Raw genomic sequence first — 15,228 nt, 5'->3', positions numbered from 1 at the left:
ATCAAATCTCATCGAGTTGCAGATGGCCGTCTTGCAACGCCCGTGCCAACAACGCCGCTTTCGTCGGCGCGGGCCTGCCCACCTTGCCGTATTTCTCGCGAATCCGGGTCAAATGAGTGTTCACCGTGCCCGGCGCCAAATACAGCGACTTGCAGACCTCGCTTTTCGAGTCGCTGAGGATCCACGCCAGCATCACCTCGAGCTCGCGTGGACTCAGCCCCGGTACCACCCATCGCCTCGTGACCCCGTTCGAAATCCCCTGGTACCGCGGCTGTTCCACCAGATATCGACATCGCCTGATCCTCCGATCCGCACAACACCCTCCTGCGAAAGATTAAGGGTTGAGCGGCTCGGTGGTGAAGGTTGCAGTTTCAGGGCCCCGAAAATAGGGCCTCTGTTTGTTTCCCACAGAAAATAGCGACCGCGCGGTTCTTCGATAGAAGACGCCACCGCCGAGCGCGACGGAGGCACTGAGGATTTCAGAAAGTAGGTGCTGCGCTCGGGAACCTTAGCCGCGCGACCGCGCCCGCGCCGTCCGCCGAACAATCGACAGTGGTCCCCTATCCGCGCGTGTTGATGGCGTGACCTGAGGCTGTCGGTTGAATGACTGATACCGAAGCGCAGCGCGGAAGCGCATTCTGCGCCAATGGCATTCAGTGGTGGGGCGGGCGGCCCCGATCGTCCCGGCCAGATCCAGGGGCTCGCGCGGCAGTTGCTCGACCCTGCGGTTCCGGTCATCCCGATTCGTCCGCTGACGCTTGTCGATATCGTTGTCGGCTCGGCGCGGGCCGTGGCGCGGCACTGGAAAGTCTCGATCGGATTCACGCTGGGTGCGCTCGTCGGCACGGTTGCGATCGTCATGTTCGCGAGCTACGTGCTGATCCAGCTGATGATGTCAGCGCTGGGCGGTTCCGGCGATTCGCTCACCTCCCTGATGGTGGGTTTCGGCGGGATGGTGCTTGTTGTCCTCGGATTGGTCTTCGCGATCGGCATCCCCTGCGATGCGGCGATCAACGGTGTCGCCACAGTCTCGGCGGACCGGGCGATCCGGGGAGCACCGGTGGAGTTCGCCGAGGTGTTCGCGAGCGCGCGGCAACGGTTCTGGCCACTGTGCAGACTGATGATCGCCTTCTACCTGATGTTGGTGGTCCCCGGATGGGTGGTTCCGACCTTGGCGTTGTTGGCGGGTGGGCTGCCCGCGATGCTGGTCTCGATGCCGATCGTCTTGGCGACAGAATTCGTACTCGGCATCCTGTTCAGTTTGGCTCCCGTTGTCCTCGTCTTGGAAGACAAGGGCGTTGCCTCGTCGCTGAAACGCTCTGCGGCCCTGGCAAAGCCGTCGTTCTGGCGCCTCCTGGGACTACACCTGGCCTGGCTGGTGATGGTAGTCGTCGTGTTGATGATGACCTACTGCCCTCTCGGCCTGGTCCTCGGTGTGCTCGGGCAAACCACCCTCGCCTTTCCGCTGTATCTGCTTCTCTACCTGTCGGTGGCCGTGCCGCTGTTCCGTACAGCGCAAACGCTGATCTACACAGATCTGCTGATTCGCGAGGGTACCTACGGGCAGGACTTGATCCGCGAACTGACCGCCAACGCCACCTCGCCGACAAGTGCGCATTCGGCACCCGCACTCGACAGCGCAGCCACAATCGGTGAGCCGGTCTTCGATGTGAAGCCGTTCCATGTGGCACGCGTCGCCGCCGTGGCGGCTCTGATGCTGGCGATTGTCGATCTGCCGGGAATTCCGTGGTTCATCATCGCCGCGGCGTGCGCGGTCGGCGAGTGGCATACCAGGACGAAGGAGGTTCCATGGCCTCCCCAGATCCATGACATCCTCGCTCCGCTACGACTGGCGTCGAACAGATCCTCACCCAACTCGGCTGCCACTGTCTCGGTTTGGTCTCCACCACCCGCTTCGACCGTTTCACTGGCCGAACAGCCGATTGCTACTGCGGCCCCACACCTACCGACGGTCAGCCCTGCCGACAAACCGGGCCCCGATGCTGCCACCGCGGAGTCTCGGGTCGTGGCCGTCGACCTGACCAAACCGTCGACCACAACAGACATCTCGGTCGAACCGACGTCGAGGCCACTGCTCGCGCAGGTGCCGCTTCCGCACTCCGATCTGCCCGCTGTCAGCCTGCTCGAGGACGTGTCGGCCAACACATCTTCGCCTGCGGATCGACCACAGGCTGTCACCATTGCGGAGCAGCCCTATCCCCTACCGACCCCACCTATGGCAGGCGCTGCATCACTAGATCGGCGCAACCTGCTGGCGTTGCTCACCCTTGGCGTCGTCGTGCTACTTGCCGCCGCAGGCGGCATCACCTGGTGGTCCACTCATCAGTCACCTCCGTCCGAGCCTGCTGCGGTCCAGTCCGATGGACAACTTCGCTACACCTTCCCTCGAGCACCCAGCATCACCTGGACACTCGACGCTTCACAGGTATTCGACCGTGCACAGTTCGCGGTACCGACCCCATCCCCGACCGGGATGCCGAAGCCCGGTTTCCTCGACCTCGGCGACACCCTCATCACCACGGCCTACTTGCCGAATTCTGACTACGACCCTGACCTCGTCGCAATCGACGCCGTCAGTGGCCAGCTCCGCTGGACCGCGACCGTCGGTTTCGGCGCCTCCTGCGCCAACCGCACGATCGAGGGTCTTCTGCCCTGCTTCGGCCGAACCGGCAAGGGGCCCGACTATTTCGAGGGTGTGGCGTTTTTCCGCATGTCCGACGGTTCGCTCGATCACCGTCTCGCGGCGGCCAAGATTTCCCGAATCGCCGTGATCGGAGACGACATCGTCACCGCGGGATACGACCGAATCGCGCGCGGAACTTCCGAGGATCTGACTGCCGTTTGGAGTGTGGATAGGAGGTCGGCGCAGCGCTGCCCGGGTTCTGGGGATCAGCAGTACTTCGGTGCGACAGCCGACTTCGTCTACTTCGGCAACGACACCGGCAGTGTGGTCGTCCGAGCAACGGACGGCAAGCAGGTGATCGCCTCTGACGCGATCGCGATCGCGATCTATCCCGGTCACGGTCTCGTAGCGGTTACCTGCCCCGGCGGGTCTACGACCGAACGCAGCACCGTGGTTCTCGACAGCAACGGGACCGTCTTGCGCACCCATGAGGGTCAGGGCGGCTACGCCGCCCCGCTCGTGGTGGCGGACCGACCCGGCAGCTATGTTGTCGACGGGACCGCCTACAACTTCACCGATGGGAAGCGGAGCTGGTCGGGCGTGGCCGGTGTCACCGACATCATCGACGACACCGTGGTCTCGGTCGGCGAAGAAACATTGTCGGCCGTCGATTTTCGAACCGGCGAAACCCGCTGGCGCCAACCCTTCGAGGTCGTCCGGTCCTACACCGTCCCGTTCCAATGGCTCACCGACCGTGAGCACGTGCTCTTCACCAAAGATGGTGCGCTGCAAGCGGTCGACCTCGGCACCGGCGCCACAGCATGGTCGATACCCGACATCGACACCAACCCCCAACGAGCCGGCAACGGCCTGGCGACCACAGACCGCGACCACATCACCTTCTATGGGCCGACAGGTGCACCCGCTACGGGTGCAGCACCCTCGGCCGCGGCTGCCGATCCCGGCCATCCCGTCACTCGCTGCGGGAAAACCCCGCAGCTCACCCCTGTGCAGTACCGCACCGACACCGACGGGCTGATTGTCCGGATGGAGCTGCGGGCCACCTGCCCCAGCGGTGACATCATCTCCACCGATGCGCTGCGTGTTTCGATCACTCGAGCCGACCAATCGGTCGCAGCCGGCGTTTTCGACTTCTCGCGCAGTCCGCTCTATCTGCCCTCGACCGAATCGGATGTCACCGTGGTGTATCACGAGTTCAAGTTCCCGTTCGGCACATTCTGGCGGCTGCCCAATTCCCTCGGCCCGGGCCGCGATCCCAGTGTCCAGCAGATCGCCGACGTCCAGAATCAGATGGTCGCGTGCGTCGATGCCGGGACAAGTCGGGGGCCACGCGAGGGACATTCTCGCACAGGGCCTGTCGGCACATCCGTTGCCGCCGCAGGCGTCTCGGGGCCTGACCAGGAAAGATTCGCTCTCGATGCGTTGCGCGCCCAAGCCGATGCCGATCGCCCTTCGGTCCAGCGCAGCCTGACAGACCGCTGGCTGCCCCAATTGTCGTCAAAGCAGATGGGATTGGTGGCACCGGATACCGACGGACGGCTCCTCACCTGGTCGGCCAGTGAGATTCTCAACCAACACTTGCGTTTGCGAGTGAAATACCCCGAGGTGCGGCTGCTCTGGAGCGACGAGTGGCGGACTTTCGATCTGCGCGGCTGGTGGATCACCATCGCGGGAGCCACTTTCACCGATTCGGTCGGCGCCAACAACTGGTGCGATGCCCGCAACATCGCGACCGACGAGTGCTTCGCCAAGCTGATCAGCAACAGCCGCGATTCCAAAGGAACTACTCGATATCGGACACGGTAGTACCTGCGTCACCCGGCACGACGACGCTGTCTTACGACCCGAGGACGTCAGTTGAGGATCGACCCGAACAGAGAGTAAGAAAAGATGCGAGGCGTTACCGGAGCCGACAGCAACCGGACAAGAAGCTCCCGGCGGCCAGCCCGCATTTTGACCCCTGACTCTGACAAGCCGGTGCCGGGCGCAAGACCACCGTGCAGCCCAATCCGCGCCAGGTGGCAACGCTGGAGGCGCTCATCAGCGTACCGAGGTCACCGAACGACAGCCCATCCACTTCGCCTAGTACCGGGTCTATCCCCCTTTGAACTGGCTGACCTTCGTCACCTACTTTCGAATGACATCAACGAGTGCCCTGGCATCCGGCAGCTCCCTGACCGCTACCGGAATAGACCCCGCTCGGGCCGTCGTGCCGGATCCGGACCAGCCAGACGCCGTGCGATCTTCGGGGCAGTCGGGGGCAGGAACGACACCTCCAGCGCAGACACCATCAGGTTGTCGAAAAACTTTGCGACAAAAGCATATTCCGGGCTATGGTCTCCGAGGTCGCCCCGCTGTGTGCGCGGTTGCGCAGATGGTCGACGCCGGTGGTCCCACCCAGACCGTCGAGTTCGGGAGCGAAAACTCGATGGATCTGCTGCTGCACTAGGTCAGGCACTCGACTTTTGCCTGATGAACGGGGCGGTCGAGAGTTTCGAGGTTGTGCAATACGGGTCCGAGTATGAACACAGTTGGACTGCTCTTGAACTGAGAAAGGGATCTTCGTTGTCGAGACCCCTCGCCGACCACTTCGGGGACTATCGACTCGATCGCCGCCTCGGCGCGGGCGGTATGGGTGAGGTCTGGCTCGCGTTCGACTCACGCCACAAACGCAATGTCGCACTGAAGGTGCTACCCGCCGCGATGTCACGAGATGCCGCCTACCGCCGGCGGTTCGAACGCGAAGCGGCCGCTGCCTCGAGTGTTCACAATCCGCATGTGGTCGCTATCCATGCGCACGGCGAGATCGATGGTCGGCTCTACATCGACATGGAGCTGATCGACGGCATGGATCTGGCGACCCGGCTGCAGCAGGGTCCACTGCCGATCTCCGAAGCAGTCGGGGTCATCGCCCAAATCGCGGATGCCCTCGACGCGGTACACGCTGCCGGGCTGGTCCACCGCGATGTCAAGCCGGCCAACATCGTGATCGATGGCAACGGTTTGGTCCATGTGATCGATTTCGGCATCGCGTGGCGGGAGGATCAAACCAGCCTGACCGCGTCCGGCGCTGCCGTGGGGACCTGGGCGTACATGGCACCAGAACGGTTCTCCGGCAACGTTTCCCAACTGGCCGATGTGTATTCGGTTGCGTGTGTTCTCTATGAATGCCTCACCGCCCGACGCCCGTTCGGTGACGCCGATCCCGCTCGGCAAATGCATGCTCAATTGACGGCACGACCACCTCGCGCCCGTCAGCTCGTACGCACGGTCCCACGGGCGCTCGATGAGGTCATCGCACGGGGTATGGCGAAAGACCCGATCGATCGCCATCCAAGTGCGGGAGCGTTGGCCCGCGCCGCACACGACGCCAGCCGCCCGCGCGGCCTTCGAACGGGGTTGATCGTCGGCACTGCCGTCCTAGTCGCCGTGGCGGGAGCGACGACCGCTCATACCCTTGCGAATTCGGAAGAGACTGCCCGCCCGGGGGTCGTGTCGAGCCAGGCGCAACCTGGGACAACGACGCCCAGGCCGATCGCGAAATTCGCCGTGACGGCAACCATCGTGGTGAACGACGCGCCTCGCGGGATCGCCGTCGACTCCGCAACTGGGGCAGCGTATGTCGTCGGGACAGATTCGGTCGCCGTTGTAGACACACGCCGGACTCTCGTTCGAACGATCCCAGTGAGCGGGCGTCCACGCGATGTGACAGTCGATGCCGCCGCGGGGAAGGCGTTCGTCGGTGACATCGACGGCGGCGTCCACATTGTGGATACCCACACCGACACAATGGCCGGGAAGGTCGCCACCGGCGGCTATTCAGTTGGTATCGCGTCGGATCCGGGTGCCCAGCGGGCCTATGTCACCGACCATGGCGACGACACGGTCGGCGTGATCGACTCCACCACGAACACACTGTTGCGCACTGTGGATGGCATCCGTACCCCGTTGGGGATCGCCGCGTATCCACCCGGCAACACCATTTACGTGACCAACCAATCGCACCGCACGGTGTCGGTGATAGACACCCGCACCGATGCGATCACCGCGACGATTCCGGTCGGTGCCGAGCCGATCGCGGTCGCCGTCGACGTGTCGAAGGGAATTGCTTACGTGGTCAACTACTCGTCGGAATCAGTCTCGGTGATCGACACGAGGGCCAACGCCGTGACCGCCACTATCAAGGTCGGGTACGCCCCGCAGGCAGTGGCGGTCGATACGGTGACCGGCTACGTCTATGTTGCCCAGTACGAAACAGTGACCGTCATCGATTCGTTCGACAACTCCCGAGTCGCCTCGGTGAAGGTCGGCAAATCGACCGCGGGACCATCGATCGCGGTCGACGAGACGACCCACGACGTCTTGGTCACCAACGAAGACGACGACACCGTGTCTCTCATCTCGGCGAACCTGCGGTGACGCAACAGATTTCGTTCGGGCGCTACACCCTCGAGCACCTACTCGGCGAGGGTGGCATGGGACAGGTGTGGGCGGCATTCGACAACCAGACCCGCCGCCGCGTGGCTGTCAAAGTGATGCCCGCGGAATTGGCGCGCGATGACGCCTACCGAACACGGTTCCTGCGTGAAGCGGAGGCAACGGCCAGCCTGCAGGAACCGCATGTGGTCCCGATCCACGGCTTCGGTGAAATCGCGGGACAGCTCTACATCGATATGGCATTGATCGTCGGTGACGACGTCGGCACCATGCTGCGAGAATCCGGCCCGATGACGCTGACCGACACGATCAGCATCATCGAACAGACCGCGGCCGCACTCGACGCCGCACACGCGATCGGCCTCGTTCATCGTGATGTGAAGCCGTCGAACATCGTCATCCACGGGACCGGCTTCGTGTACTTGATCGATTTCGGGATCGCGTGGCGACAGGACCAGCCGACACTGACCGAAAGAGGCGGAGCCGTCGGAACCTGGGCCTACATGGCTCCAGAACGATTCGAGGGCGAACTCTCGACACAAGTCGACATCTATTCGCTGGCCTGCGTCCTGTACGAATGCCTTACCGGCAGTATGCCTTTCGTGCACGCAGATCCCGCTCAGCAAATGGTCGCGCACCTCTTCCACGAACCGCCCCGTGCCGGCGCCGTGAATCCGGAGGTGCCGTCCGTTCTCGACGATGTCATCGCACGGGGAATGGCGAAGCTGCCCTGCGACCGCTACGAAAGCGCCGGTGCGCTGGCAGCGGCCGCGCGCGCCGCCGTACAGATGCCCAGGCGTCTGGCCGTCACCGAGGTCGCTCCCCCGCGACTCATCAGCACACCACCAGGTCCCGCGCCCGCACACCGTCCGCGCCGGAGCATGCGCAGGGCGATAGTCGGCGCGGTCTTGGTGGTGCTCCTCGCGGGTGCGGCGACAGTGATCGGAGTCGCTGCCCTGAACAGCGAGAAACCTAGTGGTACAGCTGCTTCCGCAGGTCCTACAACGCCCCCGGAGCCGCCTGGCTCGATTCTGGCGACCATCGCGACGGGTGCAGGTGCGAATAGTGTCGCGATCGATCCCGCAGGCTTCGCCTACGTCTCGAACGGAACCGACGGTTCGGTAGCCGTGCTCGATACGAACAAGCAGGTGTTGTTGACGACGACGGATGTCGAAGCGGGGCCGATCGGCCTCGCCGTCGACACAGCGGCACACTCGGTGTACGTCGCGAACGCACGCAGCGGCACACTGTCGGTCATCGACACCGGGAGTCGGACCGTTCGCGCGACCGTCGAACTCGACGTCATCGCATTGACAGCGGTCCTCGATCCGGCGGCGAAGACCGCGTACTCGACAACACATGGCAATGGCGACAAGATCTTCGCAGTCGATACCACGAGCAACACAGTCCGGGCGTCCACGACGATCGACTGCGGCCGCGGTTTCCCTTTCGGGCTCGCCGTCGACGCGGAACTCCAGATCGCGCTCGTGGCGTGCGCGAACGACATCGTCACAATCGACATCAGGACGATGTCGGTGACCGATCGTATCCCCACCGGTCCCCGACCGCATGGAATCGTCATCGACACCCACCGACACATTGCCTACGTGGCCAACCGCGAGACCGGCAGCGTCCACGTGATCGACATCCGTTCCAGGACACTGACAGCTACCGTGAAGGTCGGTCGCGACGCGGCACACCTTGCACTCGATAATGCGTCGAACACGGCATACGTCGCAAACCGAGAAGACCACACCGTCTCGATGATCGACACCACATCGAACACCGTCGTCGCGACCATTGATGTCGGCGGCAAACCACAAGGCATTGCCGTTGATCCACGCACACAGGATGTGTATGTGACCGACTCGGAACGAGGCACGGTCATCGTGCTCGCGGGGCGCCGGTAACTGCGTTGCCCCCGAGCCGTCTCTTACGGATGGGAGTCGAGTATGCCCCGATTGGGATGTTCGAAACCACAGTTGCGAGCCGGACTGCCTCGATCGAAACTGCATGTCCTGTCCGGCCGCGGCGGAATCCCTCGTCTGGCTCTTCTGGCAGATTGCTCCTACCGCCCAGTCGACGTCACCGTTCGGCGGATTCAGGAGCATCAACGCGACTGCTGAACGCACTCTTCCGCCGAAGGTACGACAGCGAGCGATTGAATGCTGGGCCCAGAGGCTAGCCGGGTTCGGCGCGCGAGTGAGCGGTATTGCCGCGACCCGCACGATCCCGAGGACTGCAAGCCCGACCGACGAACGGTCCGAAGAATGCCGCTCCCACGTCCAGGACGACCAAAAGCACAAGAAAGATGGGCCGAGCAGCAGAGAACGCGGTGCAGTGATCAGCCAGCAGCGTTCAGAACGGCGCCGACAGCTTCCACCATCAGGTCCGTGGTGCGCTGGAGAACATCGGACAAGGGTTCGGTGAATTCGGTTGCGGCCCAGTGATCAATGCCGGCGAGGTACCCCCAGGCAGCCTGGGCGGCGGCGTAACGGATGGTCAGGTCGATGTCGTCGCGCCCGAGCCGCTGTAGCAGCAGGTGTTGGATCCGATGTTCCAGGCTGTGGATCTGTTGCAGCTCGCCGGTGCGGACTTCTGGTTCCGACGTCATCAGTCGGACTCGGCGCCGGATACGTTGCTCTTCGCCCGCATTCGCAAGGGCCGCAATGACCATCGGCGCAACGGCGACTACCGCGGCCAGTAGCTCGGCCGGCGTGACGATGTCGGTGCCAGCGGTCAGCAGAGTGAGGGCTTGGCTGTCGACATGGTCCCAGACAACCAGTTGCTCCTTGGTTCCGAAGTAGCGGTAGATCGTGCTCGCTGAAACCCCAGCCGCGGCGGCGACCTGCTCCACCGACACCTTGCGGTAGCCGTCGGACTCGAACAGCCCCAGGGCGATGTCCTGGATTTCCAGCATCGCCTGCACCTTGCGGCGCTCGAGCAAGCTGGGAGTTGGTGGTTGACGGACCGGATCGGGCACCCCGAAACGATACGTGAGCGGATTGCCGACGACTGACAGTGACTTGCACACCTTCCCCAAGCGGCGCTAGTCTCTGACAGTCACTGTCAGCTAGATAGTGGCATTCAAATCGCTGGGACGAATCTCGGACCACCGCCAGTGAGAGGGGGAACTCACGGTGGGCACACATTCCACAGTCGGCGTCGGATCTGTGAGCCGACCGAAGCCGCAACGGCACGATCTCGTCGTCGGCGGGCGTCGAGTCGCGTACGTGCAGGTCGGTTCCGGTGAACGTGTACGTCCTCATTCGCGGGCTGGGTGGGCGCTGGCGGCACTGGGCCGCGACAATCCCGGAGCTGGCGCGCACGCATCGGGTTCCCGCGGTCGACCTGCCAGGTTTCGGCGATTCCGAAAAGCCGCAGGTATCGACCATCGGCAACGCCGTGGCGGCGATCGACGCCCTGCGGCAACAGTGCGAGGTCGAGCGGATCGATGTGGTCGGGCATTCGATGGGCACGGTCTTGGCACTCTATCGACGTTGCGCCAGGGATTCGGTGACGACTTCACCGCCGCGCTGAGGCTCACCCGTCCGACGCTACTGATCGGTGGCGAGCTCGACCGGATCGCCCCCGTGTCCGACCTGCGACGCTTCGCCGCCGACAACCCTGCGGTACAGCGGGTGGAAATCCTTTCCGGTGCTGAGCACCTGCCGATGCTCGAACAGCCCGATGAATTCAATCGGCTCGTCGCCGAATTCCTCTCTGCCGAAACAGATATCCAGGTGAACTCGTGACAACGATCCCCGCCGGCGTCGCCGCCGATCTGCGCCGTCTCGTCGAATCCGAAGATCTCGGCTCGTCCTTCTTCGCCGCTGCCGCCGACCACACCTCGTCCTCCCGCCGCCGCACCACCTGGCAAGCGCTGCACGAGTTGGAGATCCGAACCCAGACCGGCGTCAGCGCCTTCCTTGAGCGCGCCCATCTCGCTATTCCTTCGTCCAATGCCATGGCCGACACCGTCGGGCGCATCGGTGGCAGTGGCTTGCACCTTTTGCCCTATGGGCTGCAACTACGCGCGGTCCGCGAAACAACCACCCGGTCCCTCGAATCTGAACCAGCAGTCGATCCCACCAATTCATCGGAGGACGCCCCATGGAACGCAAAACTCATAACAGTGACCTGGAACGAACGGCCCTGATCACGGGGGCCAGCAGCGGCATCGGTGCCGCCTTTGCCCGCATGCTCGCGGGGCAGGGTTGGCACATTGTGGCAGTCGGACGCGATCGCCGCCGCCTCGACATACTCGCCCGCGAGATCGGAGCGGAGGTTCTCGTCGCGGACCTGGTGAACGAACACGACCTCGGAATCGTCGAGAACCGTCTCCGTGATCGCGTGCAACTCCTCATAAACAACGCCGGATACACAACCTACGGAGCCTTCGCAGACCTCGAACTGACACCCGAAGTCGGGCAGCTGATCTTGCACGCGGTCGTACCCCTGCGGTTGTGCCACACCGCCGCGCAGTCGATGCAACCCGGAGGCCGCATCCTCAATATCGCCTCCCTGGCTGGAATCGCCGCCGCCCCCGGACTGGCCTCCTATGGCGCCAGCAAAGCAGCACTGATCTCGCTGAGCGAATCACTGCACCACGAGCTGCGGGACAAGGGAATCACGGTGACCTGCGTCTGCGCCGGATACACCCGAACCGAACTGCAGACCCGCGCTGGAGTCGACGCCTCAGCACTGCCATCAGCGATGTGGACCGACCCGGAATTCGTGGCCGAGAAGGCCCTGCTCGCCAACGAACGGGGCCGTGCTCTCGTTTCTCCCGGTCGTCTCAATACCCTCACAGCAACACTGATGCGACTTCTGCCGCGCGCACTGGCCCGCCGCGCGGCCGCCGGCACCTACGCGAAGGTCGCGCCCGTCGGACTGGAAGAATCAGCAAACAGAACACCCTGAGCGGCGACGCGGACAGCGCACTCCTCACCGAGGTACTTCACAGCGCTGCTGGTCGGTGTGCACGCCGTCCAGGCAACTGGCCCTTTAGTCGCCCGCCGACCCGAACATCGTTGAAAGCAAAGTGGGTTCGCCCACGATCGAATTCGAGCACCCCGAATCATGACTGGACCTTCGATGGCGTGATTCGACGTGCAGATGGTGACTGTACAACGCTTGATGGAGGCGTTCACCGGCGGTAGGTAATGGAGGCGTTCACCGGCGGTAGGTACTCGGAGGGTTGCCCGTCCACCGGGTAAACGACCTGCTGAACGCCGCAGGGCCGGAGTATCCGAGGCGGATTGCGGTCTCCTGCACAGTGAGCCCGAAGACACTGAGCATGTCGATCGCGAGTGTACGGCGGACTTCCTCGTTGAGCGCTCGGAAGCTGGTCCCCTCTCCGGCGAGCCTTCGGTGCAGAGTACGACGGTCTACGTTCAGTCCCCTCGCGATTTCCCGCGCCGTGGGCGTGGTGCCGATCTGCTGGAGAAGCACCGCGCGAATTCTGGTGGCGAGTTGACCACGCTCGCTCCGCTGCTGCAAAACGTCCAGGCAGTGCTTCTCACATAGCGCGGCCGTAGCAGGATCGGGCATCGACATCGGTTCGGCGAGAAAATCGATGGGAAACGTCAGGCCCGTGCTCGAGCGGTCGGCGAAAATCGGGAACCTGTCGATTGGGTTACGCGAAACATCGGAGAGCATCCGGGCCATACCGTCGGTCATGGTGGCCGCGTTGCGGCTGGGCAATGCCAGTTCGAGGCGTGTTTCACCGATACGGTCTACAAGTCGCGGGCTGAGGCAACGCAGCACGATCACACCGAAGATGATCACAATGTCGCGTTCGAGCAGAAAAGCGCGGACGTCGGAGGGAAGGGCGTCGTCCCGGAATTCGATCCGTCCTGTCGTCTGGCTGAGACTGACAGCTATATCGACGAACCGGTTGCCGATCCGCAGTGTCTCCAATGCGACCCGCAGGGCTTCACCGGCAGTGGGGCTGCTGAGCATGGCGAAGCCCAACAGCCCGAAGTTGGACAATGAGAAGCGGTTCGCCACCTCGGTGCCGAGTCCTGGTCTGTCGCCGATGGTCTGCACCAGGTTGCGTGCGACCGACAACTCTTGGATCGCTTCGACTTCCAGATCGTCGGCATCGAGGTCAGCCGGTCGCAAGCCGGTCGAGGCGAGCAGCCGACGCTCCGTGACGCCGTGATCGGTGCCGACCTGCACCATGTGACGGACTCCGATGATGCTACGTCTGAAGTCCCACGATGGTCGCTCCACCGTCCCCAAACTATCAAAGTTCTGTCCCAAAGGGGCATTTCGGCCGCACCCAACGATTCATACAGTGGCGTGAGGCAGGTCGAGGGCCGGCACGGGTGCACAGGTGGCCGACAGGGTTGCCAGTCGCGGCGCGCTGCTGTCCGGCAAACACTAGAAGGGCGCTATAGATGGATTCCCGGGTGATTCGATGGCTCGGTTTGGCTGCATTGTGCTTCGCCGAACTTCTGGTTTTCGTGGACAACACCATTGTGAATGTCGCATTGCCGACAATTGCCACCGATTTAGGTGCGAGCACCTCCGGATTGCAGATGGTCGTAGACGTATACACACTGGTCTTCGCCGCCTTGCTCCTCACCGGCGGCTATTTGGGAGACCGCTTCGGACGCAAGACGATGCTTATCATCGGCATCGTGGGATTCGCGGCGGTGTCGGCACTCGCGGCGACATCGAACAACCTCGGACAATTGATCGCCGCACGAGCAGGCCTCGGACTCTTCGCTGCTCTGGTGTTCCCGGCCACTTTGGCGATCGTGGTGATCCTGTTCGAAGACCTGCGAGAACGCGCGATCGCGGTCGCTGCGTGGGCCGCTGTCGCCGGAGTCGCCGCCGCGATCGGCCCGGTGATCGGCGGCTGGCTGCTCGACCACTACTCGTGGGGTTCGATCTTCTGGATCAATGTGCCCGCCGGTGCTATTGCCCTCATCGGCGCAGTGGTCCTGGTCCCACAGAGTCGGAATCCTGAGGTAAGCCCGTTCGATTTCGGTGGGATGGCGCTGTCGACGATCGGCATCTCGATCTTCGTTTACGCCGTTATCGAGGCGCCGAACCACGGTTGGCTGTCGCCTCGCACTCTCGCCGGGCTGGTGACCGGTTCAGTAGTCATCGGCGCATATGTGGTGTGGGAGAACCGTTCTTCGTCGCCGTTGTTCGATGTGCGACTGTTCCGCGACCGAAACTTCGCTACGGCAGCGATGATGTTGACCTTCGGTATGTTCGCCCTGATGGGATTCGTATTTCTTATGACGCAATATTTCCAGGGTGTCAAAGAGTATATGCCGTTCGAAACGGGTATCCGAACCTTGCCGTTCGCGATTGCGATGGCGGTATTTGCCGGGCCCAGCATGTGGCTGGGTTCGAAGATCGGAGGCGGTCGTGCGGCCGCGATCGGGTCACTGGTAATGGCCGCGGCCTTCTTGCTGACGATCCGCTACGACATGTACACCTCTTATTGGGGAGTCATCGTTCCGGTCATGGTGACACTGGCGCTCGGAGTGGCGCTCGTCTCCGGTCCCGCTACCTTTGCCGTGCTCAACGAGTTGTCGACCGGGCAGGTCGGTGCTGGGTCAGCCGTCAACGACACGAGTCGCGAACTCGGTGGAACGCTCGGTGTCGCGGTACTCGGTTCGGTCCTGGCCTCCGTGTATTCGGGAAAGATGGCCGATGGTCTGGGCGCGGTCCAGCTTCCCGAGGAGGCACGCGCCGCGGCGACGAATTCGATGTTGTCCGGTGTTCATGCGGCGCGGTCGATCCCCGGCCCCAGCGGTATCCAGCTCATCGACCTTGCGAAGGCGGCCTTTCTGGATGGCTTCCACACGGCCTCAATCGTCGCCGGTGGTATCGCAGCAGTTGCTGCGATCGCGGGCGGGCTCCTTCTCCCCACTCGCTCACGCGCGGCTGACAACGGCGATGCGGACCACTTGTCGGCTCCGGAGCAACCGCGCAAAACCACGCAGCCTGAACCGGACGCACCGGCGCGCAGGTGAGGTGTGCCGACAAGCGCATGTGTGGTGTCTCTAGCGATGCGCGTCGACGGCTTCGGCGAGCCATTCGAAGGAGGGCACGCTGGGTTTGCCAGCTGCCCATATCGTTCGACTAGAACCTGGGCGATC

General features: G+C 63.3%; 11 protein-coding genes. 8 read left to right on the top strand and 3 right to left on the bottom strand.

What is annotated here, in order from left to right:
* Position 1: 1 nt before the first annotated feature.
* Positions 2 to 193, bottom strand: a complete 192-nt coding sequence (locus tag QX204_RS13550) for a helix-turn-helix domain-containing protein (protein ID WP_301907114.1) — start codon at positions 191 to 193, stop codon at positions 2 to 4.
* A 453-nt stretch (positions 194 to 646) separates the two neighbouring features.
* Between QX204_RS13550 and QX204_RS13545 the strand changes: the two genes are divergently transcribed.
* The 3 genes from QX204_RS13545 (at position 647) to QX204_RS13535 (ending at position 9,012) form a co-directional block, all read left to right on the top strand.
* Complete coding sequence (locus QX204_RS13545) at positions 647 to 4,471, top strand: BamB-related PQQ repeat family beta-propellar protein (protein WP_301907113.1); 3,825 nt, start codon at positions 647 to 649, stop codon at positions 4,469 to 4,471.
* A gap of 489 nt (positions 4,472 to 4,960) precedes the next feature.
* On the top strand, positions 4,961 to 7,084 hold the full coding sequence (locus QX204_RS13540; RefSeq protein ID WP_301907112.1) for a serine/threonine-protein kinase: 2,124 nt from the start codon (positions 4,961 to 4,963) through the stop codon (positions 7,082 to 7,084).
* Complete coding sequence (locus QX204_RS13535) at positions 7,081 to 9,012, top strand: serine/threonine-protein kinase (protein WP_301907111.1); 1,932 nt, start codon at positions 7,081 to 7,083, stop codon at positions 9,010 to 9,012. The genes QX204_RS13540 and QX204_RS13535 overlap by 4 nt, the downstream gene beginning before the upstream one ends.
* 434 nt (positions 9,013 to 9,446) lie before the next feature.
* Here the strand turns inward: QX204_RS13535 and QX204_RS13530 are convergent, their stop codons facing one another.
* Positions 9,447 to 10,085, bottom strand: a complete 639-nt coding sequence (locus tag QX204_RS13530) for a TetR/AcrR family transcriptional regulator (RefSeq protein ID WP_301907110.1) — start codon at positions 10,083 to 10,085, stop codon at positions 9,447 to 9,449.
* 266 nt (positions 10,086 to 10,351) lie between these two features.
* Here QX204_RS13530 and QX204_RS13525 point away from each other — a divergent pair, with 266 nt between their 5' ends.
* The 4 genes from QX204_RS13525 to QX204_RS13510 are packed head-to-tail and all read left to right on the top strand — an operon-like array spanning position 10,352 to position 12,025.
* Entirely contained in the window at positions 10,352 to 10,642 is a 291-nt protein-coding gene (locus QX204_RS13525; protein WP_301907109.1) for an alpha/beta fold hydrolase, read from the top strand.
* Complete coding sequence (locus QX204_RS13520; protein ID WP_301907108.1) at positions 10,603 to 10,857, top strand: alpha/beta fold hydrolase; 255 nt, start codon at positions 10,603 to 10,605, stop codon at positions 10,855 to 10,857. The genes QX204_RS13525 and QX204_RS13520 overlap by 40 nt, the downstream gene beginning before the upstream one ends.
* Positions 10,854 to 11,261 carry a hypothetical protein gene (locus QX204_RS13515; RefSeq protein ID WP_301907107.1) on the top strand — a complete coding sequence of 136 codons (408 nt, stop codon included), beginning with the start codon at positions 10,854 to 10,856 and terminating at the stop codon, positions 11,259 to 11,261. The genes QX204_RS13520 and QX204_RS13515 overlap by 4 nt, the downstream gene beginning before the upstream one ends.
* A complete protein-coding gene (locus tag QX204_RS13510; protein WP_301907106.1) occupies positions 11,216 to 12,025 on the top strand; it encodes an SDR family NAD(P)-dependent oxidoreductase in 810 nt (269 codons plus the stop codon). The genes QX204_RS13515 and QX204_RS13510 overlap by 46 nt, the downstream gene beginning before the upstream one ends.
* A gap of 252 nt (positions 12,026 to 12,277) precedes the next feature.
* On the opposite strand, the gene QX204_RS13505 is transcribed toward QX204_RS13510, so the two are convergent.
* A complete protein-coding gene (locus tag QX204_RS13505; protein WP_301907105.1) occupies positions 12,278 to 13,288 on the bottom strand; it encodes an AraC family transcriptional regulator in 1,011 nt (336 codons plus the stop codon).
* 218 nt (positions 13,289 to 13,506) lie between these two features.
* On the opposite strand from QX204_RS13505, the gene QX204_RS13500 reads away from it, so the two are divergent.
* Complete coding sequence (locus QX204_RS13500; RefSeq protein WP_301907104.1) at positions 13,507 to 15,102, top strand: DHA2 family efflux MFS transporter permease subunit; 1,596 nt, start codon at positions 13,507 to 13,509, stop codon at positions 15,100 to 15,102.
* Positions 15,103 to 15,228: the final 126 nt, after the last annotated feature.

Source organism: Nocardia sp. PE-7 (genome assembly GCF_030486425.1).
Lineage (GTDB): Bacteria > Actinomycetota > Actinomycetes > Mycobacteriales > Mycobacteriaceae > Nocardia > Nocardia salmonicida_A.
Note: the sequence above shows the minus strand (reverse complement) of the source record. Positions and strands in the feature narration are given on the sequence as shown.